Source organism: Paenibacillus sp. GCM10023252 (genome assembly GCF_042653305.1).
GTDB lineage: Bacteria > Bacillota > Bacilli > Paenibacillales > Paenibacillaceae > Pristimantibacillus.
Genome location: NZ_JBHSHW010000009.1, coordinates 257,893 through 280,898, shown reverse-complemented (window position 1 = coordinate 280,898; position 23,006 = coordinate 257,893). Strand labels below are relative to the sequence as shown.

At 52.4% G+C, this 23,006-nt stretch carries 16 protein-coding genes; 3 read left to right on the top strand and 13 right to left on the bottom strand.

The genetic code is table 11. The annotated features are described in order from the left end of the window. Nucleotide 1 precedes the first annotated feature (1 nt). A complete protein-coding gene (locus tag ACFO9Q_RS07225) occupies nt 2-946 on the bottom strand; it encodes an ABC transporter permease (RefSeq protein ID WP_379180201.1) in 945 nt (314 codons plus the stop codon). A gap of 197 nt (nt 947-1,143) precedes the next feature. Here ACFO9Q_RS07225 and ACFO9Q_RS07220 point away from each other — a divergent pair, with 197 nt between their 5' ends. Further along, nucleotides 1,144-1,926, top strand: a complete 783-nt coding sequence (locus tag ACFO9Q_RS07220; RefSeq protein ID WP_379180199.1) for an SDR family oxidoreductase — start codon at nt 1,144-1,146, stop codon at nt 1,924-1,926. Nucleotides 1,927-2,086: 160 nt separating this feature from the next. Then, the gene (locus tag ACFO9Q_RS07215) at nt 2,087-3,835 is read left to right on the top strand and encodes an alpha-glycosidase (protein WP_379180197.1); all 1,749 of its coding nucleotides are present in this window, start codon (nt 2,087-2,089) and stop codon (nt 3,833-3,835) included. Nucleotides 3,836-3,879: 44 nt separating this feature from the next. Here ACFO9Q_RS07215 and ACFO9Q_RS07210 read toward each other — a convergent pair whose 3' ends face one another. From ACFO9Q_RS07210 to glgB, 3 genes are all read right to left on the bottom strand, one after another. Beyond that, a complete protein-coding gene (locus ACFO9Q_RS07210) occupies nt 3,880-5,457 on the bottom strand; it encodes an S-layer homology domain-containing protein (RefSeq protein WP_379180195.1) in 1,578 nt (525 codons plus the stop codon). A 156-nt stretch (nt 5,458-5,613) separates the two neighbouring features. Then, nucleotides 5,614-7,221, bottom strand: a complete 1,608-nt coding sequence (glgA, locus tag ACFO9Q_RS07205) for a glycogen synthase GlgA (RefSeq protein ID WP_379180621.1) — start codon at nt 7,219-7,221, stop codon at nt 5,614-5,616. Between the two features lie 98 nt (nt 7,222-7,319). After that, complete coding sequence (gene glgB, locus ACFO9Q_RS07200; RefSeq protein WP_379180193.1) at nt 7,320-9,314, bottom strand: 1,4-alpha-glucan branching protein GlgB; 1,995 nt, start codon at nt 9,312-9,314, stop codon at nt 7,320-7,322. Nucleotides 9,315-9,495: 181 nt separating this feature from the next. Here glgB and ACFO9Q_RS07195 point away from each other — a divergent pair, with 181 nt between their 5' ends. Next, complete coding sequence (locus tag ACFO9Q_RS07195; protein WP_379180191.1) at nt 9,496-10,716, top strand: glucose-1-phosphate adenylyltransferase; 1,221 nt, start codon at nt 9,496-9,498, stop codon at nt 10,714-10,716. 93 nt (nt 10,717-10,809) lie between these two features. Here ACFO9Q_RS07195 and ACFO9Q_RS07190 read toward each other — a convergent pair whose 3' ends face one another. From ACFO9Q_RS07190 to ACFO9Q_RS07150, 9 genes are all read right to left on the bottom strand, one after another. Further along, complete coding sequence (locus tag ACFO9Q_RS07190) at nt 10,810-11,715, bottom strand: fumarylacetoacetate hydrolase family protein (protein WP_379180189.1); 906 nt, start codon at nt 11,713-11,715, stop codon at nt 10,810-10,812. Between the two features lie 56 nt (nt 11,716-11,771). Then, complete coding sequence (locus ACFO9Q_RS07185) at nt 11,772-12,545, bottom strand: SDR family NAD(P)-dependent oxidoreductase (RefSeq protein ID WP_379180187.1); 774 nt, start codon at nt 12,543-12,545, stop codon at nt 11,772-11,774. 176 nt (nt 12,546-12,721) lie between these two features. Continuing rightward, complete coding sequence (locus tag ACFO9Q_RS07180) at nt 12,722-15,316, bottom strand: glycosyl hydrolase family 18 protein (protein ID WP_379180185.1); 2,595 nt, start codon at nt 15,314-15,316, stop codon at nt 12,722-12,724. Between the two features lie 366 nt (nt 15,317-15,682). Further along, complete coding sequence (locus tag ACFO9Q_RS07175; protein ID WP_379180183.1) at nt 15,683-15,949, bottom strand: hypothetical protein; 267 nt, start codon at nt 15,947-15,949, stop codon at nt 15,683-15,685. Nucleotides 15,950-15,965: 16 nt separating this feature from the next. Further along, on the bottom strand, nt 15,966-17,408 hold the full coding sequence (gene hydA / locus ACFO9Q_RS07170) for a dihydropyrimidinase (RefSeq protein WP_379180181.1): 1,443 nt from the start codon (nt 17,406-17,408) through the stop codon (nt 15,966-15,968). Continuing rightward, on the bottom strand, nt 17,408-18,697 hold the full coding sequence (gene preA / locus ACFO9Q_RS07165) for an NAD-dependent dihydropyrimidine dehydrogenase subunit PreA (RefSeq protein ID WP_379180179.1): 1,290 nt from the start codon (nt 18,695-18,697) through the stop codon (nt 17,408-17,410). The genes hydA and preA overlap by 1 nt, the downstream gene beginning before the upstream one ends. Then, nucleotides 18,678-20,120, bottom strand: coding sequence for an NAD(P)-dependent oxidoreductase (locus ACFO9Q_RS07160; RefSeq protein ID WP_379180177.1), 1,443 nt, complete (start codon nt 20,118-20,120; stop codon nt 18,678-18,680). Before ACFO9Q_RS07160 ends, preA begins: the two co-directional genes overlap by 20 nt. 44 nt (nt 20,121-20,164) lie before the next feature. Then, entirely contained in the window at nt 20,165-21,418 is a 1,254-nt protein-coding gene (locus ACFO9Q_RS07155; RefSeq protein WP_379180175.1) for a Zn-dependent hydrolase, read from the bottom strand. After that, complete coding sequence (locus tag ACFO9Q_RS07150; protein WP_379180173.1) at nt 21,405-22,820, bottom strand: aspartate aminotransferase family protein; 1,416 nt, start codon at nt 22,818-22,820, stop codon at nt 21,405-21,407. The genes ACFO9Q_RS07155 and ACFO9Q_RS07150 overlap by 14 nt, the downstream gene beginning before the upstream one ends. Between the last annotated feature and the right edge of the window lie 186 nt (nt 22,821-23,006).

The following is a 23,006-nucleotide window of genomic DNA, read 5'->3' as shown; positions in this document are numbered from 1 at the left end:
CTTAATACACTCCTTCTTCCCCGAATTTTTTGGCCAGCTTATTCGCCCCAAGGACAAGAATAACCCCAACCACCGACTTGAACAGACCGATCGCTGTGCTATAGCTGAACTCCGCATTCTGAATACCCGTACGATAGACGTACGTATCGAACACATCTGCCACTTGAGATACAGCTCCATTCATCATGAGATAGACTTGCTCGAAGCCGACATCAAGAATATTACCGATCTGCAGGATGAGCAGGATAAGAATGATGCTTCGAATCGCGGGCAGCGTGACATGCCATGCCTGACGGAGCCGGCTTGCTCCATCGATCCTTGCTGCTTCATACATCTGCGGATCTATGGAAGCCATGGCCGCAAGGAAGATGATCGTGCCCCAGCCTGCCTCCTTCCAGATCGACTGGACGGTCAACAGCAGCCAGAAGGTATCGGGATTCGTCAGGAAGTCAATCTTCGTTCCTCCTGCAGCAGCGATCAGCTTATTCACAATCCCTTCTGATTGGGATAGGAGTAAGTACGTTATTCCCGCAATGATAACCCAAGACAGGAAGTGGGGCAGATAGATCATCGTCTGAACGAATCGCTTGTACGCCACACTCCTTAACTCATTAAGCATGAGAGAGATAATAATGGGCAGCGGGAAGAAGAATAGAAGATTGAGCAAGCTGATCATAAGCGTGTTGCGGAACAGCATCGGGAAGTCGGAATGGCTGAAGAACCGCTGGAAGTGGTCCAGCCCAACCCATGGGCTCTTACTGAATCCGAGATAGGGTGAGAAGTCTTGGAAGGCAATCAGCACCCCCCACATCGGGTAATACTTGAATAGGATGAAAAAAACGATCATTGGTAGAGCAAGGGCATATAGCAGCCGATCCCGCTTAACCTCTCTCCACAGGACCGCGGCTGCCGCCCTTAGCTGAGCTTGCTTGGCTATACCCATCATGCCGTAATCACTCGCTTTCCTTTTGGGATACCTTCACCCTACTTCAGCTATGGATTACGTGCCATATCCCTTTTATCGTTTTCCATTACATCGGGTATGCATTTTTTCTACGCGCACATTTGTTTGTTTTCGAATCGATACCTCAGGGTAATAATGTTGCAATGAAGGCATTGATACCCTTAAGGAGGAAGAGAACGATGAGATTGCACAACAAGGTTGCCTTGGTCACTGGGGCAGGTTCAGGTATAGGTCGTGCGGCAGCGCTTCGAATGGCTGAGGAAGGTGCCAAGGTTGTCCTGGTTGACCTGCATCAGGAGGAATTGGACGATGTGAAGCGCAGAATTGAGAGGGCCGGCGGAGAGGCTATTACCGCGCAAGCGGATATCTCCAAGGAAGAAGAGATTGGAAGTGCATGCAGAGCAGCTAACGAACAGTGGGGCAAGCTTGATATTGTTTTTGCCAATGCGGGTATTAATGGTACTCTGTCTCCTATCGAGACGATGGAGCTGGAGGACTGGAATCAGACCCTTAACATTAACTTGACCGGCACATTCCTGACGGTGAAGCATGCGGTTCCAGCGCTGAAGAAGCAAGGCGGCAGCATCATTATTACAAGCTCCATCAACGGCAATCGTGTATTCTCCAACTTCGGAATGAGCGCATACAGTACTTCCAAGGCTGGTCAGACGGCCTTCATGCAGATGGCAGCGTTAGAGCTTGCCCAATTCAAGATTCGGGTGAACGCAGTATGCCCGGGTGCCATTGAGACGAATATCGGAGAGAACACGAATCGCAAGGATGAGGTGGATGAGATTGCAATCCCGGTGGAATTCCCTGAGGGCGATCAGCCTCTAAGAGATGCGCCGGGCAAGGCGAGCCAAGTAGCGAATCTGGTCCTGTTCCTCGCTTCTGACGAATCTGATCACGTGACGGGTACCGCGGTCTATGTTGACGGTGCCGAATCTTTAATTCGCGGATAACCGCTAGAATAGACAGTCTTATTAGCCCCACCCCTTCTGTCGCCAGATGGGGTGGGGCTTTTGTATGATTTTTTTTTGACCGTGATATGATTCAATGGACCCTCCGTCCGTGTAATGGATGCTTAGAGCTAATATTAGAGATAAGCGGAGGGATTAGGACATGCTGTTGGAATGCTTCTATCATGCACCTCGAAGCAATTGGGCTTATGCCTATGACAAGGACACGATTCATCTGCGCATTCGGACGAAGAGAGATGATGTGGAGCGCGTAACGGCTATTGCCGGAGATAAGTATGACTGGAATGCCCATCATACGAATTATGAGATGCAGCGCGTCGCTTCGGATCGTATGTTCGATTACTGGGAGGTCGGCATCAAGCCGAAGTATAAGCGCTATTCCTATGGCTTCCAGCTTGAGGCTGGGGATGAGACGGTATGGATGACGGAGACAGGCATTCACCATGAGCAGCCTACCCCGCCCGGGGGCTACTATGAGTTCCCGTATATTCATGAGATCGATATCTTCACTGCCCCAGACTGGGCCAAGGAAGCAGTCTTCTATCAGATCATGCCTGATCGGTTCGCTAACGGCGACCCCAGCAATGATCCTGAAGGCACACAGGAATGGGGCGGGCAGCCCCAGATTGACAACTACTTCGGAGGAGATATCCAAGGCGTCATCGACCATCTCGATCATCTGGAGGACCTGGGCGTTAATGCGATCTACTTCACGCCGCTATTCGTCTCTCCGACCAACCATAAGTACGATACGGTCGATTACCTGAAGATTGATCCCCAGTTCGGAGATATTGAGCTGCTTAAGAGGCTGGTGGAAGTCTGCCACGAGCGCGGCATCCGCGTCGTGCTGGACGCGGTATTCAATCATTGCAGCGAGCAGTTCGCCCCGTTCCAGGATGTGCTGGAGCATGGGGAGAAGTCCAAGTACCGCGACTGGTTCCACATTCATGAGTTCCCAGTAGGGGTACATGATGGGATTGCGAATTATGATACCTTCGGATTCTATGGACATATGCCTAAGCTGAACACGGGCAATCCAGAGGTGAAGGAATATTTGCTGGAGGTAGCTGACTTCTGGCTGAGAGAGGTTAAGATTGACGGCTGGCGGCTTGATGTTGCGAACGAGATTGACCATCACTTCTGGCGCGACTTCCGCAAGACGGTCAAGTCTGCTAATCCTGAAGCCTATATTATCGGGGAAGTATGGAGCAACTCGCTCATGTGGCTGCTTGGTGATCAGTTCGACTCCGTCATGAATTATCCGTTCTCGGATAAGGTGCTGCAATATTTCTCAACAACTTATATGGATGGAACGACCTTCTCGAACGAGATTAGCCACCTGCTCATGCGTTATACCCAGCAGATGAATGAAGTAATCTTCAATCTGCTGTCCAGCCATGACACGCCGCGTGTATTGAATCGTGTCGGCGGTGACAAGCGGCGCCTGAAGCTGGCAGTTGTGTTCCTGTTAACTTATATCGGTACCCCGTGCATCTACTACGGCGATGAGATTGGGCTCGATGGCGGGGATGATCCGGACTGCCGCAAGTGTATGGAGTGGGACCGAGAGAAGCAGGATCGCGAGCTGTTCGACTTCTACAAGCTGCTCATCGCCCTGCGCCGCGAGCACTCGGTTCTGCGCCACGGCCGCTTCGGCTTCCTGAAGGCTGACGATAACGATACGCGCATCATCTATGAGCGAATCGATGAGTCGATGCACTTCACGGTGTGGATGAACAACACAGAGGAGCACACGACCCTGTCCCATCCGATCGAGACCAATGATTGGTTCGACGCCCTGTCAGGCGAAGGCGTCCAGCCGGAGGACGGCGTCATGAACATCGAGCTCGATCCGCTTGGGTACAGGATTCTGTATCGCAAGATCGACTAAGACACATGCAAAGAGCGCAGCAGAGATGCTGCGCTCTTTTCTATTTACTCGACACCAATATAACGTGATAACAGTACAGTCGCTTCCGCACGCGTGATGAATCCACGAGTACGAACATACCAATCTTCGTCCCCTTCCACCAATCCGAGTACATACAGCTTCTTTAATGATGTTTTGGCCCAAGCATGTGTCTGATCATAATCAACGAAGTAGATCTCATCATCAGACGGAACTGCCATGTTAGAGAACTCAGGAGAATTGCCAAGCATGGTGAAGGCTTCTTCTCTTGTTATTGGCTTTGTAGGTTCGAATAGACCTTGTCCTACTCCCTTGCTTAGACCCGCTTGATGCAAGGCAGCGATGTAAGGAGCAGACCAACGGTTATAAGACACATCGGTGTAAGGAGATTTACCACTAGTTAACTTAGGAACTGCAAGCTCTAACGTCCGAGCAAGAATAACGGCATACTCTTCTCTTGTAATCTGATTTTTGGGCTGGAAGCTTTCCTTCGTTCTGCCTGATACAAGTTCTAATCCATGCATCACTTCTATGTTGCGTCTAGCCCAGTAACCTCTAGGTACATCTCTGAACGAATTCTCTCGATCAATAAGAAAGAATCTTTGGGTAACCATTTCATTCGTATTTTGTCTACCCAACTCCTCTTCGTTAATCCCTATCCCATGAAAAGTTACTTTATGAATCCCCTCTTTTAAGCTTGCAGGATTCAAGCTAAAAGTAAAAGAGTTCTTTATTTCAGGAACCGGATAAGCAATCGTATCATCAATTATAATCTCAAGCTTGTCATAGTGCTTGCCAATGGCAAATGTCCATGTCTCCTTTAGGTCCATAAATAAGGGCATGTCAGGTACACTAAAGGATGGTTTCTCCGTATCAATATCAAGGCCAGGTCCCTCTATGTAGAACACGAATCCGTAATCGTCCTGTACTTGTGTAGTCAAAACATAGGACCCGCTTCCTGGTAAAGGAATAGAGGTAACCGCGTTATGCTTGATTTGCACGTCGCCAACTTTTTTACCGTCAGGTTTCCATATTGTTATGGTTCCTTTGTTATTATAAGCATAGAAGTTCAGACTTCCTCCTTCTGCCTTAAAGTTCACCCTGTAGGCATACATCCAATTATCGTAGCTTCCAAAGCCTAGACGAGCAGAATTCATATCCGTGTCATTATTCGTATGGAGAGGGATTCGAGCTTCTTGCAAGAAATAATTCTTTTCCCCCTTATAATGCAGTTCCGGGACGACCAATGTATAGGTAGAATTGGCCTGAAGGGTCGGTAGTTCAAAATAGCATTCGTCAGAAGTCGCCGCATCCTTGCTTTGCGGGGTGGGAATCTTAACTCCTTGTACATCCTCAATGGTAACAGCGTAAGCAAAACACCCACTACTGAAGGACAAACGAAGTTTATCCGTATCCCTGCTAATAGCCCCATTACTCCCCAGTATAGTTGAAGTTGAATTCTGAAACTTGTCCTTGTAGGCGTGAACTCGTTGAAGTTCAACCTGTATTTCTTCCGGCTCTTCGGGCTCTGCATGAGCAGGCATTGGAGAGCAGAGGAAAAAGATCGTGCATAAGAAGGTTATTACTATTGAGCTTCTAACCAATGCAATTACTTCCTTCCAGTCTTGAAATGATGAGCAATTCAATATACCTCCACTCCGGCAAAAAGTTTCGGTTACCCCCGCATCCAAATTCATCCAGACAATACGATGAATAAAAAAATCACTGAACCAAGGTTGGTCCAGTGATAGTTAATCATTCTATAAAACTTGAGGTGATAATCCAGCAGTCGGTCTAGCTCGTTGACTATCCTCACTGAGGTCACTTCGTGCTATTGACTGTTCCACAACATCATTGTCTGCTATTAAACGATTATCAGCTGCCGCTGCCTCAGCATCTGCTGCTTGCGCTTCAAGCTGCTGTATCCTGCGCTCAATTAGCTCTTCATAGATCTCGCGGTACTGTCTGGCGGACTCCGTCCAGCTGTAATCCCCGCTCATTGCGGTGCGCACCAGCCTCTGCCAGTCGTCCGAACGAGTGTAGAAGGCAATAGCTCTGCGGATGGTGTACAGCATATCATGCGCGTTGTAATTGGTGAAGGAGAAGCCGTTGCCTTCACCAGTGAACTCGTTGTACGCCTGCACCGTATCGTTCAAGCCGCCTGTCTCGCGTACAATCGGGATGCTGCCGTAACGCAGCGCCAGCAGCTGGCTCAGCCCGCATGGCTCGAAGCGGGAAGGCATGAGGAACAGATCAGAGGCTGCATAGATCTGCCTGGCCAATCCGTCGTCGAACTTCGTCTGAACGGCGAGCTTGCCCGGGTACCGAGCGGCATAATCTCGGAACATCTGCTCATAGCGGTCATCGCCGGTTCCTAATACAACAAGCTGGACATCATCCGCTTCCATCACCTCATGCAGCACATGAGCAACGAGATCGAGGCCCTTCTGGTCCGTTAGTCTGCCTACCATTCCAATGAGAGGCACACTCTCATTAACGTCCAATCCAACTAGACGCTGCAGCTCCTTCTTGTTCGCAGCCTTGCCCTGTATCGCATCTTCCTCACTGTACATCTGGAACAGCTTCGCATCCGACCTTGGGTCATACAGTTGGTCGTCAATACCATTGACGATGCCTCGCAGCCGGCCGCCAGCCCAGCGCAGCGCACCGTCCAGCCCCTCGCCGAAGTGGGGAGTGCGAATCTCATCGGCATACGTTCGGCTCACTGTCGTGACAATATCGGAGTAATTGATGCCGCCCTTCATGAAGTTCACACAGCCCTCATGCTCCACCCGGTCATACTGGAAGTAATCATGAGTCAGCCCTAGCAGCTCATTGAAGACACCGTAAGGATAGATGCCCTGGAATTGCAGATTATGAATGGTATACACGGTGCGAATTGAAGTATAGAACAGATCATGCAGGTAATGCTTCTGCATCAGGACCGCGATCATCGCCGCATGCCAATCATGGCTGTGGATAATATCCGGCTGGAATTCCAGCTCCGGCAGCGCCTGCAGGACTGCCCGATTGAAGTAAGCGAATCGCTCTCCATCATCGTAATAGCCGTAAGCGCCATCCCTGGCCCCGAAGTAATACTCATTATCTATGAAGTAAAATACAACTCCATCATATACCAGCTTGAACAGCCCGCAATAAACCCTTCTCCAGGCGAGCGGCACCTCGATATTGCCGAGATACTCCATTCGATTGCGATATGTCTCTGGAATGTTTTTGTATCGCGGCATAATGACGCGAACATCTACTCCGCTCTCCTTCAGCGCCTTCGGCAGAGCGCCAATGACATCGGCAAGCCCTCCAGTCTTAAGGAATGGACTTCCCTCTGCTGCCACTTGGAGTACCTTCATCGTATTCACTCGCTCCCCTCACATTGTCCGTACCTGTCTCATTAACATTACTCTGCTCTAGTCTCAGAGCTGTTCGCCAAGCCTATTGAATCGTTATATTAAGCTTCAGCAGTGAGCCTCTTGCGCCGTCTAGACTTAACACTCTCTGCCGCCTTGCTCTCCGCTTCCTTGCCGCTGCCAGCTTCAGCCTTGATCTTGCTTGCTGTGCGGACACCCTTCTCACGCTTCAACCATATGACGCTCATTGGCGGCATGGTAAGCTCAAGGCTGAACCGCTGATTATGCCAAGGAATACGTTCAGCCTTCAATGAACCTCCAGACGAGATTCCTTCACCGCCGAATTCCGCAGCATCACTGTTCAACAGCTCTAGATAACTTCCCGACATCGGCACGCCAATTCGATATTGATTCCTCTGAACCGGCGCGAAGTTGCAGATAACGATGATCTGCTCTCCTCTTGCCTTGCCTTGCCGCAGGTATACGATAATGTTCTGAATGTGATCTTGATGATCGATCCAGGAATAGCCGTTCCAGCTGTGATCGGCCTGCCACAATGACTTCTCCTTCAGATACAGATGATTAATCGTTCGTGTGTAGTGCTGCATCTGCCGATGCTTCTCGTAATCAAGCAGCAGCCAGTCCAGTCCTTCTTCGTCCTTCCATTCGATGAATTGGCCGAATTCGCCGCCCATGAAGAGCAGCTTTTTGCCAGGAGAAGACATCATGTAGCCTAGCAGCGTCCGCAGACCCGCGAACTTCTGCTCATAGGAACCCGGCATCTTGTTCAGCAGCGACTTCTTGCCATGCACCACCTCATCATGAGACAGCGGAAGCGTATAGTTCTCTTCGAATGCATAGGCAATTGGGAATGTTAATAGAGATTGGTTAGCCGCCCGATAGATCGGGTTGAGCTCGACATACTTCAGCGTATCGTTCATCCAGCCCATATTCCACTTGTAGTTGAACCCTAGCCCGCCGCTCTCCACAGACGCCGTCACACCCGGCCATGAGCTGGATTCCTCCGCCATCATGAGCGCCTCTGGATAATGAGCGAACACCTCACGATTCAGATTCTGGATGAATAACACCGCACTAAGGTCCTCACGTCCGCCTTGCTCATGAGGACGCCATTCCGTTCGGTCGAAGTCTCGCAGCAGCATACTCGTAACGGCGTCAACTCGAAGGCCGTCGATGTGATAGACGTCCATCCAGAAGAGGGCGCTTGAGATAAGGAAGCTTCGCACCTCAGGCTTGCTATAATCGAAGCCAAGCGTACCCCAGCCCGGCTTCTCGGAGATGAGCGGATCCGCGTGCTCGTACAAGGCGGTTCCATCGAACTGTCTTAATCCATGTGCATCCTTCGTGAAGTGAGCAGGCACCCAGTCCAGCAGCACGCCGATTCCGAGGCGATGGCACTCATCCACGAAGTACATGAAGTCCTTAGGCGAACCGTATCTGCTAGTTGCGGCAAAATACCCCGTAGCCTGATATCCCCATGACTTGTCATAGGGATGCTCCGTAATCGGCATAATCTCAATATGCGTATAACCCATCTCCACGACGTAGGGAACAAGCTCTTCAGCCAGCTCTCGGTAAGTATAATAGCTCCCGTCCTCATGCCGCTTCCAGCTGCCCAGATGAACTTCATATATATTAAGAGGACGCTCATAGGGACGCTTACGTCCCTTCATCCACTTCTGATCCCGCCAAGCGTAACCGTCAAGAAAACTAGTAACCGAAGCCGTCTTCGGCTTGACCTCGCATTCGAACGCATATGGATCAGACTTCAGGAACACTTCTCCAGATTGAGAGGTGATCTCATACTTGTACAGAGTTCCTTCGCCCATTCCTTCTATGAACAACGTCCAGAGACCTGAGTCTTCCATGCGGGACAGTGCATCATACGTACCGTCCCATCCATTCTTATCAGACACCAGCCTAACCTGTCTTGCATTCGGAGCCCACACGGTGAACCTAACTCCAATCTTGCCATCTTGTTCTACTCTGTGCGCTCCCATCATACGATAACTTCTATACAAAGTACCCTCATGAAACAGAAAAACATCGTTCGGCGGCAGCGTTGCAGTCAGCACCAAATCACCCACCCGTTCCCCATTTTTTTTTAAAATCTATTACCCGTTCTGAGCGCTGTTGAACCATGAACGAATCCTCTACTCTATTATTCGCTGCTCCCTCCCTTTTTTCCCTCTTCCTGATTCAATTTGGGAGCACGAGTTTAATAGAAGATACCAAATGATTCCGGGAGGGACTTACATGTCTACGACAAACTGCATCGCACTTATTCTTGCCGGCGGAGAAGGCAAGCGGCTTGCGCCCTTAACTCAGAAGATGGCGAAGCCTGCTGTACCTTTTGGAGGAAACTATCGAATTATAGATTTCCCGCTGAGCAACTGCATTAACTCTGGCCTGAGTACGATTGGCGTTGTAACTCAGTACAAGGCTGAATCGTTACATGACCATATCGGCAGCGGCGAAGCGTGGAGCGTTCGACAGAATTGCACGATAGATCTGCTTCCACATACGAGGGTGGGCACGTCAGAGTATGCAGGCACGGCTGATGCCGTCTATCGAAATATGGACTATCTGGATCGAGTGAACCCGGAGCACGTATTAGTGCTGTCGGGCGACCATATCTATCATATGGACTACCGAGAGATGCTGGAGCAGCATGCTTCCAGCTCTGCGGATATGACGATCGCGGTTAAGCAAGTGCCTTGGAAGGATGCCCATCGCTTCGGTATCTTGTCAGCAGACAAGGATTCCCGTGTAACGGCATTCCAGGAGAAGCCCGCCAAGCCAGAGAGCAACCTAGCTTCTCTTGGCATTTATATTTTCAAGTGGGAGGTCCTTCGGGAGCTGTTACATATCGATGCACAGAACTCGGAGTCCAGCCGCGACTTCGGCAAGGATATTATCCCTCAGATGCTGGAAGCTAAGGCGAACATGTACAGCTACACATTCGATGGTTATTGGAGAGATGTAGGCACGGTCGACAGCTTGTGGGAGTCTCATATGGACTTGCTGAACGGGGAATTCGAGCTGGAAGGCAGTGCTTGGCCGATGTATACGTCGGAGCCAGTGGCGGTTAACGATCGGTATCCCTACCGCTTCGCGGATGTGCAGCAATCGCTGACCCATGGCCGCTGCTCAGTCGAGGGAGACTTGGATCGATCGGTCGTATTCCGCGGTGCGCGGATTGGTCGCGGCAGCAACATTACGGAGAGCATAATTATGCCTAATGTACAGGTGGGACGGCATGCGCAGATTCATCGGGCTATTATCGGGGAAGGCACCATTATTGAGGATGGAGCCATCGTAGGAGATCCACATGGCGAGATTGTCGTTATCGGCGCGAACGAGCTCGTCCTTGCAGATGAACGCTTCCTGCCGAATGCAGCCCACGTAGTAAGCGGACTGTATGCGAAGACAGCAGCCATTGCAGATGATGTATCTCTGGTGAATACACCAGCCTAATGGATAATAAGCCCTAAGCGAGCAAGCTAGTCGCTAAGGGCTTTGTTTATGATAGAGCAGCTGAGCGCGTCATATCGTGCAATAAGTTGGCTTCTAAGTCGGTTCATTCACCATGCGATTCGTGATGGAGCCGAGCTTCTCTATCTCAATCGTCACGATATCCCCATCCTGCAGGTACACCTGCTTCTCAGGAGGATACCCTAGCACAACTCCTTCCGGTGTGCCGGTCAGAATAATATCTCCAGGCTCCAGTGTGAAGTGCTGCGAGATGTAGCTCACAATCTCATCACATGGGAAGATCATATCTGAAGTGTTCGAGCTCTGGCGCACTTCCCCATTCACCGTGCAGCTAATGGCGAGAGTATTTGGATCGCCGACTTCGTCCGCCGTAACCACATAAGGCCCAAGCGGGGAGAAGTCATCGCACACCTTGCCAAGCATCCATTGCGGGGTGCGCAGCTGCAGGTCGCGTGCAGACAGATCGTTAACGCAGCAGTAGCCGAACACATGATGGAGCGCTTCCTCACGTGATACATACTTCGTCTTCTTCCCGATGACGATGACGAGCTCAGCTTCGTAATCTACCTTATTCGTCGCTCTCGGCAGCGCAACATCACGGCCATGCGCGGTCAGCGTGTTCGGGAACTTGTTGAACAGGATCGGATACTCTGGAATCTTGGCATTCGTCTCTTCCGCATGCTTGCGATAGTTCAGTCCCACGCAGATAATCTTGCTAGGCGCCGTCACGCATGGAGCTAGCGATAGAGCCGATTCGCTTAGTAAGAGCGATTCCGCTGCATCATGACCGGCGGTTAGCACATAATCCTCAACCTTCTTAAGCGCAGAGAGCGCCTCCGCTCCTCCTTCAATGGCTTCATGAATCGTTCTCGGAGCAGCTATCCCCGCCTTGCTTGCCGCTTCAGCAACGGCAATGACCCCTTGCTCCGTCCGAATGCCAAGCCGGTTCCCATCTCGCTCGATATAAGTTAACAGCTTCATTATGTAATCATTCTCCCTTCCATTATTCGTTCGCTTGCTTTATTCGTTCCCTTGCATTATGCGTTCTTGCCGAATACGACACCGCCGTCAATGTACAACGGAGAACCCATCATGAACTTCGACTCGTCTGAAGCGAGGAACAACGCGGCTTGCGCCACATCCTCAGGCATGCCCAGCTCACCGCTGAGCTGTCTTGTCTTCAAGGATGCGATAGCAGCCTCAGGATCATCATAAGAGTTCTTCAGATATTGTTCAACGAATGGTGTGAAGATCGTTCCCGGAAGCAAGGCATTGACTCGAATGCCGTAAGCGGCATAATCGACTTGCATCGACTTCGTTAAGGCGAGCACCGCCCCCTTCGTAGCTGCATAGGAAGCTCTCCGCGCCAGTCCAATCTCCGCAATACAAGAAGACATATTAATAATACTTCCATGCCTGCGCTCCATCATATGCGGAACAACATATTTGCTAGTGAGATATACACCCTTAATATTAATGCTCATCACGCGGTCCCACTGCTCAGGCTCCACTTCATGAAGCGCGCCAACCCCGCTAATACCTGCGTTATTGAATAGCACATCGATAGACCCTTCTTGTTCAAGCGCCTGCCGGACCATCGCTTCAACACTGGCTGCATCCGTCACATCTGCCTGGATGAACCTCGCCTTGCCGCCTAGACTTACAATCTCCTCTACTGCAGCTTGCCCCTGTGACTCGGAGATATCATTAACCAATACAGCAGCGCCTTCCTTCGCAAAAAGAACCGCAGTACTTCTGCCAATTCCCGAGCCCGCGCCTGTTATAAGAACATTCTTGCCCGCTAATCTCATCGCTTGCCCTCCTCTCACATGGTTCTCTATAATAAACTTAGTTTGAAATATAAGATAAGATTAGTGTACCATCCCCTCCGAGAAATGGTCAACCGCTGTACAGCCGTATACAAAAATACGGCTCTGCCAGATCTCACAGAGACCTAAGCAGAGCCAATTGAGTTAGTTACTCCCCATTAAGGTTGAAGCTGCCACAAGGATGCTGCGGCCGCAGGTTCCCACCCATTCAATGACGTGTGAGCTTGTAAGCACTTATAGGTCTTCCCGGTATAAGTAACGAGGTCGTTAACCCGATAGGCCTTACCGACTGCCCAGGCTGCGGCGCCGTCCCCCCCTGAACCCGGGTCACTGCTTAACGTCACGATGAGCGGTGTGCTGGCCGCAGACACATTGCCTGCTGCATCCTTCGCCTTAACCGTGAAGGAATATGCATAACCGGCTGTAAGGCCGCTAATAATTGCCGATGTTCCCGACACTTCAGCAGTGAGTGTGCTGCCGTTGTATATCATGTAACTCGTTACCCCTACGTTATCAGCAGCTGCTGACCAGCCAAGCTGGAAGCTTGAGCTTCCTTGCGCTGAAGCTGCAAGGCCTGACGGGGCTGAAGGTGCGATGCTGTCTGTTCCGCCTGTTCCGCCTCCGTCACAGGTGCCAATAACCTTCCATACCCCATCCACTCCCGACAGATCCGGCCGGTCACCTTGGGTCCACCACTTCGCTTCATAGACTAAGCCATTATATGAAGCACGGTTACCTCCTGTATACACAGAGGTAGAGCTCCAAGCTGCTGCTGTACAACCTCCCGCTGCATCTGTTGTCACATTCACCGGAGTGCTGGCCGCAGATCTATTACCTGCAGCATCCTTCGCCTTAACGGTGAAGGTGTAGCTAGTTCCAGCCGTTAGTCCATTAACGGTCGCTGTTATCCCGCTGACGGAAGCAGCTAAGGAACTGCCGTTATATACTTCATAACCCGTAACACCAACATTATCCGAGGAGGCTGCCCAGGACAAGGACACCGACGAGGCCGTCTTAGAAGCAATTGACACATTAGCAGGCACCGTTGGAGCAATCGTGTCTGCAGGCGGATTCGTTGTCGTATCGGTCACAACCGTCACAGCAGTGCTTGCGGCAGATTCATTGCCTGCTGCATCCTTCGCCTTCACAGTGAAGGTGTAGCTCGTTCCAGCTGTTAGTCCGCTGACAATGGCTGTCGTTCCTGTGCTGGTAGCAGCGAGCACGCCTCCTCTATACACATTGTAGGAGGTTACAGCCTTGTTATCTGTTGAAGCGTTCCAGCCTAGAGATACTGTGTTCTGTGTCTTACCCGTTACGGTAAGTGAGCCAGGCACGGTAGGTGCGATCGTATCGGCAGGTGGAACATTACCCCCTCCGAGCAAGTCGGCTGCTACCTTATCCAGCAGCTTAGGACCGCTGCAGCTATAGTTGCTGCTGACACGGCAATCGGAGGACAGCTCCCAGAACATGCCTCCGCCAAGCCCCTTCGCCTTCAAGTATTGCAGCTTGTAATCCATGGATTCCAGATCATCGTAGGAGATGTATACCTTGGATGAAGCATTGTACAGATAAGGAACCTTCGCTGTATCGTTCCAATACCTGGTGAACCCATTCTTGTTCACATACTTGGAGATGAGATCGCCATAATCGAATACTCCAGCTTCCCAAGTACCTGCAGGGAGCCCCGTACAATTCTCATACTGCCCGTCACCCTCCGCACCTGGAACGCAGCCGCTCCAGCCTCGGCCATAGAAGGGCAGGCCCATTACAAGCTTGCTTGCGGGCACGCCTGCATTCAGATGACCTTGCACTCCGCCTGCCACATGGAAGGTCTCTGCTCCTTCAACTCCCGCTTGAATCGCAGCTGGGTCTTGGTAGAGTGGAGCATTATGAGCCGACAGCTTGCTCCATCCCCCACTGAAGTCATACGACATAATGTTAATCCAGTCTACCGTTGCAGCAATCTGTCCCAGCTCCGTATTCGTTACATAAGAGGGGGAGGCGCCTGAAGCAATCGTCAGCAAATATTCCTTGCCATCAGTCAGTTCAGCGGCATCAAGCTCCTTCCGAATATCCTGGAGCAGCAGGGTATAGTTCCGTTTATCCTCCGGTCGCACACTATTGCCCGCAAGTCCTCCGCCAACCGGATACTCCCAGTCGAGATCGACTCCGTCGAAGCCGTAATGGCGCAGGAAGCTGACCGCCGACTTAGCGAACACCAGTCGGTTCGCTGCTGTAGCAGCCACATCGGAGAATCGATTGGACCAGGTCCATCCGCCAACTGAGATAATGGTCTTCAACTGAGGATTAGCCAGCTTCAGCTTATTAAGCTGATTAATATTGCCCCTCAGCGGCTGATCCCAAGTGTCGCCAGGATAGGCCTTCTGGGCATCAATCCAAGGATCTCCGAGGACAATCGTGCCGTTAGGAACGTTAATTACACCAGCTTCGTCTTGACAGGACCAAGTAGCTGTATTGGGTCCGGTAGGGTCCGGGTTGCCATGAATGCCATTCCAGCAAATATCCGCGAACGCGTAATTAATATGAGTCAGCTTAGAACCATCGATATCTGATACATTATACCCTCTGCCGTATGCTCCCCATGAAGGATAGTAGCCAACAACCTTGTAAGAGCTGCTCTCAGCTGCCTGTACTTTCTCCGGAGGAGCGCTCAACAGACTTGCCAGAGACAGCAGCATAGCGGCCAGCATCGTGAATACCCCTGCTCTCATCATTCGACTTTTGCTTTTCATTAACATCTCTCCCTTAACCTTTAATAATGTTAATTAAATCCATATAATTAACATGGGTACAATTCTATTTTGCTGGAAGATTCATGCAGCTGCATAGGGGGACAATTATTGAAGAATGGGATAAATTCCTATTGGCTTCGGACAATCCCTCGCCATTTGCAACCAAAAGAGAGCGATGCCAGCTCGGCATCGCTCTCGAATACAAGATGTAAAAATTTAAAATTATTAAATCACTTAATAAATAAAATTAATAAATTAGTTCGAAAGTAATATAAATAATGAATTAATACATACCAATTACCTAATGTTGTCATGCACTATTCCCGAATAGCAGAACGATTAAATCAATCACCGATGGCTTATGTCCTAGCCGTTAATGGCCGACGGCTCCTGCCTTGCTTGCTGCTGCTGAGCAATGAGACGAACAGCCAATATTCTTCGAGCCTCGGCTGTCGTGAGCAGCAGCTGCACCGACATGGGAGCTGCCTCTATCGGTTCCACTGTTCGGACCTCCGCCAGCTTCACGTGCGCCCCTTCGAGATCCTCTCGGATATATGCGATCACATATCCCGAAGATAGATAAGTGTCCAATAACTTAACTTCCTTCAACACCTTGGCGTACTCAGACGGCATGCGAATCTCCCCTATCTCAAGTATTGGCTCTTGCTGAAGTCTGTCTCTTCTCTGGCTCCATGACGGCCTCTCCGCCGCTGAACCTGCTGCGCTTCAGGAACTGTCCAGCCCCTGTCCTCCCAACGAAGGTAAGATCCCGAATAACGAACTCCCCGCGGGACAAGACAGATATCGGCTGGCCCATGACGACCATCCCTTCATAGGGGTTATAATCGACATTCATATGATGGGTGGCAGCTGACAGTTCTCTCGTGACCGACGGGTCGAAAATAACAAGGTCCGCATCGCTCCCTACCGCTATCGTCCCCTTGCGCGGGAACAGCCCGAACAGCTTGGCGCTTCTGGTCGATACGAGATCAACGAACTGATTCAGGGAGATCCGGCCCTTAGCCACTCCCTCTGAGTAGAGTATCGTGAAGCGATCCTCAATGGACGGCCCGCCGTTAGGAATCTTGCTGAAGTCTCCTCGCCCGAGCTCCTTCTGTCCCTTGAAGTTGAAGGAGCAATGATCCGAGCCGATCGTCTGCAGCTGCCCGCTTCGCAGCCCGTCCCATAGCGCTTCTTGATGCCACTGCTCTCTAAGCGGCGGTGACCAGACATACTTAGCCCCCTCGAAGTCCGGCTGCTCCAGAGATGACTGGTCCAGAACCAGGTATTGCGGACAAGTCTCCCCCCATACGCTCAGCCCCTGGCTCCTAGCTTCAGCAATGCGCTGCACCGCTTCTGCACAGGTGACATGAACGACATACAGCTGAGAATCAGCCAGCCCCGTGAGCAAGGCTGCTCGGCCGGTTGCCTCCCCTTCAATCGCTGAAGGTCTAGTCAGGGCATGGTAGATCGGATCGGTATGCCCAGCAGCAAGCGCTTCGCGGATTAGCTGGTCGATGACATCGCCGTTCTCCGCATGAACCATGACGAGTGCTCCGAGCCGTTTGGCCTCTACCAATGTTCGATAGAGCGTGCCATCGTCGGCTTGGAACACATTTTTGTAAGCCATGAATACCTTCAGTGACGTTATACCTTCCTCTTCAATCATACGCGGAAGCTCTTGCAGCACTTCATCACCGAGACTGGCAATCATGAGATGGAAGCCGTAGTCGATGACCGCCTGACCTTCTGCCTTCGCCTGCCATATCCGAAGCGCTTCCTCTAGTGATTGCCCCTTGCTCGTTAAGCAGAAGTCAATGATCGTCGTCGTACCGCCGTAAGCAGCCGCTCTCGTGCCCGACTCGAAGTTATCGGCCGTCACCGTCCCTCCGAAGGGCATATCAAGATGAGTGTGCGGATCTATGCCGCCTGGGAATACATAACAGCCGGAAGCATCTACGACCTCAGCCTCACCTGCCTCCAGACGCTTGCCGATGGCCTCTATTCTCCCATCCTTAATCATAATCTCTCCAGCATATAGATCAGTCGACGTCACAATCATTCCGCCACGAATAAGCTTCGAACCGGCCATTATCTGATCGCCCCCTCTTCCTCATCCGCCTCAAGCCTTGCCAGGCTCCTCTGCCTCTCATTCCACGACATGGGCGCAGCCTGTGCGGGAAGCTCTGCCATCTCGATCGCCCCATCCACAGGACATACGATGGAGCATAGGTTGCAGCCTACACAATCCTCTTCTCTCACCAAGAGATAAGGCTTGCCCGCTTGATCGACATGCCGCTCAATACATTGATGCGACGTGTCTTCACAAGCGATATAGCACTTGTTGCAGGTTATACAGACTTCAGTATCTATCCTGGCTGTCACCTTATAATTCAGATCGAGATCCCCCCAATCCGAATAACGGGAGACCGATCCGCCGATTAGCTGCTGCACACTCGTCAACCCGCGGCCCTCCAGGTAATGGTGAAGGCCGTCTATCATCTCTTCTACGATTCGGAAGCCATGATGCATGGCAGCGGTACAGATCTGGACGCCAGTCGCTCCCATCAGCATGAACTCTACCGCATCCTTCCAGTCCGAGATGCCTCCTATGCCAGAGATAGGGACACCGACCTCGGCGTTCCTAGCGCATTCGGCAACCATATTGAGCGCGATCGGCTTCACAGCCGGACCGCAATAGCCGCCGTGCGCTCCCTTGCCACCGACATGAGGGATCGTGTTCCAGGTGTGAATATCCACTCCCGCTAATGAATTAATCGTATTAATTAGCGAGATTGCATCAGCACCGCCGCGGACAGCCGCCTTAGCTGTAGCGGTAATATCCGTTATATTCGGAGTTAGCTTGACGATGACGGGGGTACTCGCTGCTTCCTTGGCCCACATCGTCTGCATCTCTACGAGATCAGGCTGCTGCCCGGACGCCGAGCCCATGCCACGCTCCGCCATCCCATGCGGACAGCCGAAGTTCAGCTCCAGTCCGTCTGCCCCAGCCGCTTCCGCCTTGCGGACAATCTCATGCCACTTGTCCCGCTTGGGCTCTACCATTAACGAGACGACAAGCGCACGGTCCGGGAACCGCTTCTTCGTCTCGGTGATCTCTGCGAGATTCACTTCGAGCGGACGGTCGGTAATGAGCTCGATATTGTTGAAGCCTGCGACACGCTGGCCATTATAATGCACAGCGGCGAATCGCGAAGAGGTGTTAATAATGGGATCACCTAACGTCTTCCATACGGCTCCTCCCCAACCTGCCTCGAAGGCACGCTGAACTTGATAGCCCGTATTCGTAGGAGGAGCCGAAGCGAGCCAGAATGGATTGGGAGACTTAATACCAGCTAAGTTAATCGACAGATCCGTCACTTGACTCCTCCTTCAGGTTTTGCGGAGCAAAACCACTTCGTAAGCTCGAGCTTAGGTTTTGCGGAGCAAAACCACTTCGTAAGCCAAGCTGTTCATTCAACGCCCAGGCCGCCAGCTTGCCCTGCTGTGCCGCTGACACAACCATGGCTTCACCTGCTCCAGAGCCGAACAACACATCTCCCGCCGCATACACTTGCGGATTGGACGTCTGATAGGTCTCAGGATGAACCTGAATGATGCCCTTGTCATGCGCAACGCCCAAGCTGTCCAGCAGTCCAACTAGTCGCGACTGGCCAATGGCTCGAATGACGGCATCGGCAGGCAGTATGACCTCTGATCCCGGAATAGGTTCAGGCACCGCTCTCTCGCCCGCACCACCAGACTCAGTTAATCTCATCCTGACACACTCAAGTCCGGTCACTGCCCCTCCCTCGTTCCCTATCATACGCTTGGGAGCAAGCAGCCAGCGGAACTCCACCCCTTCCTCCTTGGCAGAAGCGTACTCGAATGCATACGCGGTCATCTCCTTCTCCGTCCTGCGGTACACCATCTTCACGTTCGCCGCTCCGAGCCGTACGGATGTGACTGCAGCATCGACCGCCGTGTTGCCAGCCCCGATGACCAGCACTCGGCGGCCGGATAAGCTCGGCGGTGACTCCCCCTTCGTGGATTCAACCAACTCGATCGCATCATATACCCCTGACAGCTCTTCTCCCTCTATCCCTAGCCCCGGCACCTTCCCCATCCCAATCGCCAGTACAACGGCATCGAAGCCCCGAAGCAGCTCCTCCGCTGCCAAGTGCTTGCCCACTTCTATGCCGGTATGAATAACAACACCCAGTTCACGCACCTGTTCCACTTCCCAATCAGCAACCGCTTCCGGCAGCCGATAGGAGACGATACCATAAGCATTCAGTCCGCCAGCCTTGTCCTTCGCCTCATAGATGACGACCTCGAAGCCCAGCCTCGCAAGCTCTCGTGCTGCAGACAAGCCCGCCGGCCCGCTTCCAATGACAGCTGCACGCTTACCATTAGGTGCACCCGCGCGGAACAGATTCGCCTTATTCTTCATCGCCCAGTCCGTTGCATAGCGCTGAAGGTCGCCAATGCGAATCGGCTTCGACGTATCGTTCAGCACACAGGCACCCTCGCACAGCTCTTCCGTTGGACATACCCGAGCACAGCTTGCTCCGACGGGATTCGCTTCCATGATGGCTGTCGCCGCACCCTTCAGGTTGCCAGTTGCAATTCTTCGGATGAAGGATGGAATTGGAATACCTGTAGGGCAAGCCGTTATGCAAGGCGCATCATAGCAATACAAGCAGCGGTTCGATTCCTCGGCCGCTTCCTTGGGCAGCATGCCCGCCTTCATCTCCGTGAACCTTACTCTCCACTGATCCTCGCTCTCTAGCCTGTGCGACATCTACCCGCCTCCTCCTGCGCCTTCGTCAGCATTGCACGGAGCTGCTATTTCCGCTTCGCAATGCCCGACCCAGCGAGCTCATATACCGCCTCATAGAGCAACTGAACGCCAAGTGCGATATCTTGCGGTGAAGAATACTCCTTCGGATGATGGCTGATTCCCCCCTCGCTTCGGACGAAGATCATCCCGTAATCACACCAATGAGATAAGGCCAGCCCATCGTGAAAAGGACCGCTCATCAGCTCAGGCGCGCGAAGCCCCATCCGTCCTGCCTGCTCATGCAGCAGCCCCTTGATCCAGTCCGCGCAATACCTCGGCTCGCTATTCGTATCCTCGCGAACCGTATAGGTCAAGCCTCCTGCATCCGCAGCCGCTTGCAGCAGAGCATACAGCTCACGCTCGAGCCTGTGGCGGCGAGCGAGATCAATATCCCGCAGGTCAAGTGTGAAGATGACCTTCTCAGGAATGATGTTGCGGGAATTCGGGAATACCTCCACGGAACCTACGGTGCCGACCGTCGGTGCCCCCTCTTCCCGCCTTGCCAGCTCATGCAGCCCGGTAATAACCGCTGCACAGCCAACGAGCGGATCCTGCCGCATGGACATCGGCACGGAGCCTGCATGTCCGGCTGTCCCTGTCATCTCTACTGTCAGCCAGAGCGGCCCGGATATGCCCGTCACGATGCCTATCGGCTCGCCCATCGCTTCAAGCACCGGCCCTTGTTCAATATGCAGCTCCAGATAAGCGCCGATAGATCCCTGTTCATATTGATCCTCTTCGAATCGTTCGGGATCACCGCCGAAGCGGAGAAGCGCGTCTCTTCGGGATATTCCCTGGCAATCCTCTCTCTCCAGCTCCCCCCTGGCGAGCCGTCCAGTGATGCCTCTGGAGCCGAATAGCCCTTGCTTGAACCGGCTCCCTTCTTCATCGCAGAAGGCAACTACCTCAATAGGCATCAGAGTCTTCCTGCCGCTCTCGACTAAGGATTGTACCGCTTCAATTGCTCCCAGCACCCCTATAGCGCCATCGAACCTTCCGCCATAGGGCTGTGAATCGATGTGCGAGCCGAGCATAAGAATAGGTGCATCCTTCTGCAGCCCCTCCAGCCGCCCAATCAGGTTGCCGAAGGCATCCAGCCTTGTCCATAGGCCGGCTTCTTCCATCCACGATCGAACTAGACGCACCCCTTCAGCATCCTCAGGAGATAAGGCCAAGCGGCATACGCCGGTCTCTCCGAACCGTCCGATCTGCGACAGCTGATCCACTCTTGCATGAAGACGCTCTTCACGAATAGGCATACGCTTCCAGCTCCTTAAGGGCATTGGTTAACACGCTTATGATCCATTCCAACTCTGCGTCGGTCGTGATGAACGGCGGAGCTAACGTTAAGATGTTGGCATAGCCGGGGACGGTATCTCCGTTGCGGCCTATGAGGAGCCCTTGTTTTTTGCAACTTGTCATAACGAATTGCACCTTATCTGGCACAGCAGGCTCCTTCGTCAGCTTGTCTTCTACAAGCTCTATCCCGCACATGAAGCCGAAGCTGCGAATATCGCCGACATGTCGGATGTCTCTCAGGGGCTGCAAGGCATCAGCAAGCTTCACCCCGAGCTCAGATGACCTAGACACCAGATCCTCCCGCTCCAGAATCGCCACATTCTCTAGTGCAATCGCACAGGAAGCCGGATTGCCTCCGAACGTATTGACGTGGCGGAAGTGATTGTCTGGACCGCTACCCTTGAACGCCTCGTACAGGCCAGCCCGGACGGCTGTCGCGGACAACGGGGTATAGCCGCTCGTTAGACCCTTCGCCATCGTGACGATGTCCGGCTCAAGGCTGTAATTGTGGTGCCCGAACTTATGACCGGACCGGCCGAAGCCGCATATGACCTCATCGACAATCAATAGCAGCCCATGCTTGCTGCAGATGCGCTGAACCTGCTCCATATAGGATGCCGGGGGGACAATCATGCCGCCGCCTGTAATGACCGGTTCAATAATCATTCCGGCTATCGACGAAGCCCCTTCCCACTGGATGACCTCCTCTATATAAGCAGCACATTCCACCTTGCACAGACCTTCTGCCTGCCCGAACGGACAGCGGTAGCAATACGGCGGAGGCACATGGACGAAGCCGCTTCCGAGCGGCTCATACTTCAGCTTCCGCTGAGCTTGACCGGTCGCCGCTAGAGCTCCCATGGAATTGCCATGATAGGCGCGGTAGCGGCTAATGAACTTCGTTCGCGAAGGCTCGCCGTTCTGCGCATGGAATTGACGGGCGATCTTGAACGCGACCTCGTTGGCATCCGACCCTGAGTTCGAGTAGAAGATGCGGTACTCTCCTCCCAGCCATTCATTCAGCTTCTCCGACAGTCGAATGGCAGGAACATGCGCATTCATGAGCGGCGTATAGGCAAGGGTTCGAATCTGGTTGTAGGCTGCCTTCGCTATCTCTTCGCGTCCATGACCTACATTGACGCACCACAAGCCCGACATCCCGTCGAAGTATCGTTCTCCCTTCACATCGGTCAGCATGCAGCCCTCTCCCGTGACAATTAGCGCGGGCTCAGCCTGATGCGGGGTCATCGGATGCCACACATATCTGCGATCCGCTTCCAGGAGCTGCTGCACATCGAGGGAGCGCTCCCCTTCCGGGAGCTGCTTCGCATCCAAGCTATCGTCTGGTGTCGCAAGTCCCATCCCACACCTTCCTCTCTTATATGTCCAAGCTCAGGATAGCTTCGAACTGATTAGCCATCAGCTCCGAACCGGCCAGAGGAGGGCCATCTTGCTTCAGCTCACACAACGTCACCAGGGCTCTGAACGAGTTGGAATGCTCTTACTACCATCTTATTGTGTTGGTAATCGGAACATGCTCCCTGCAGC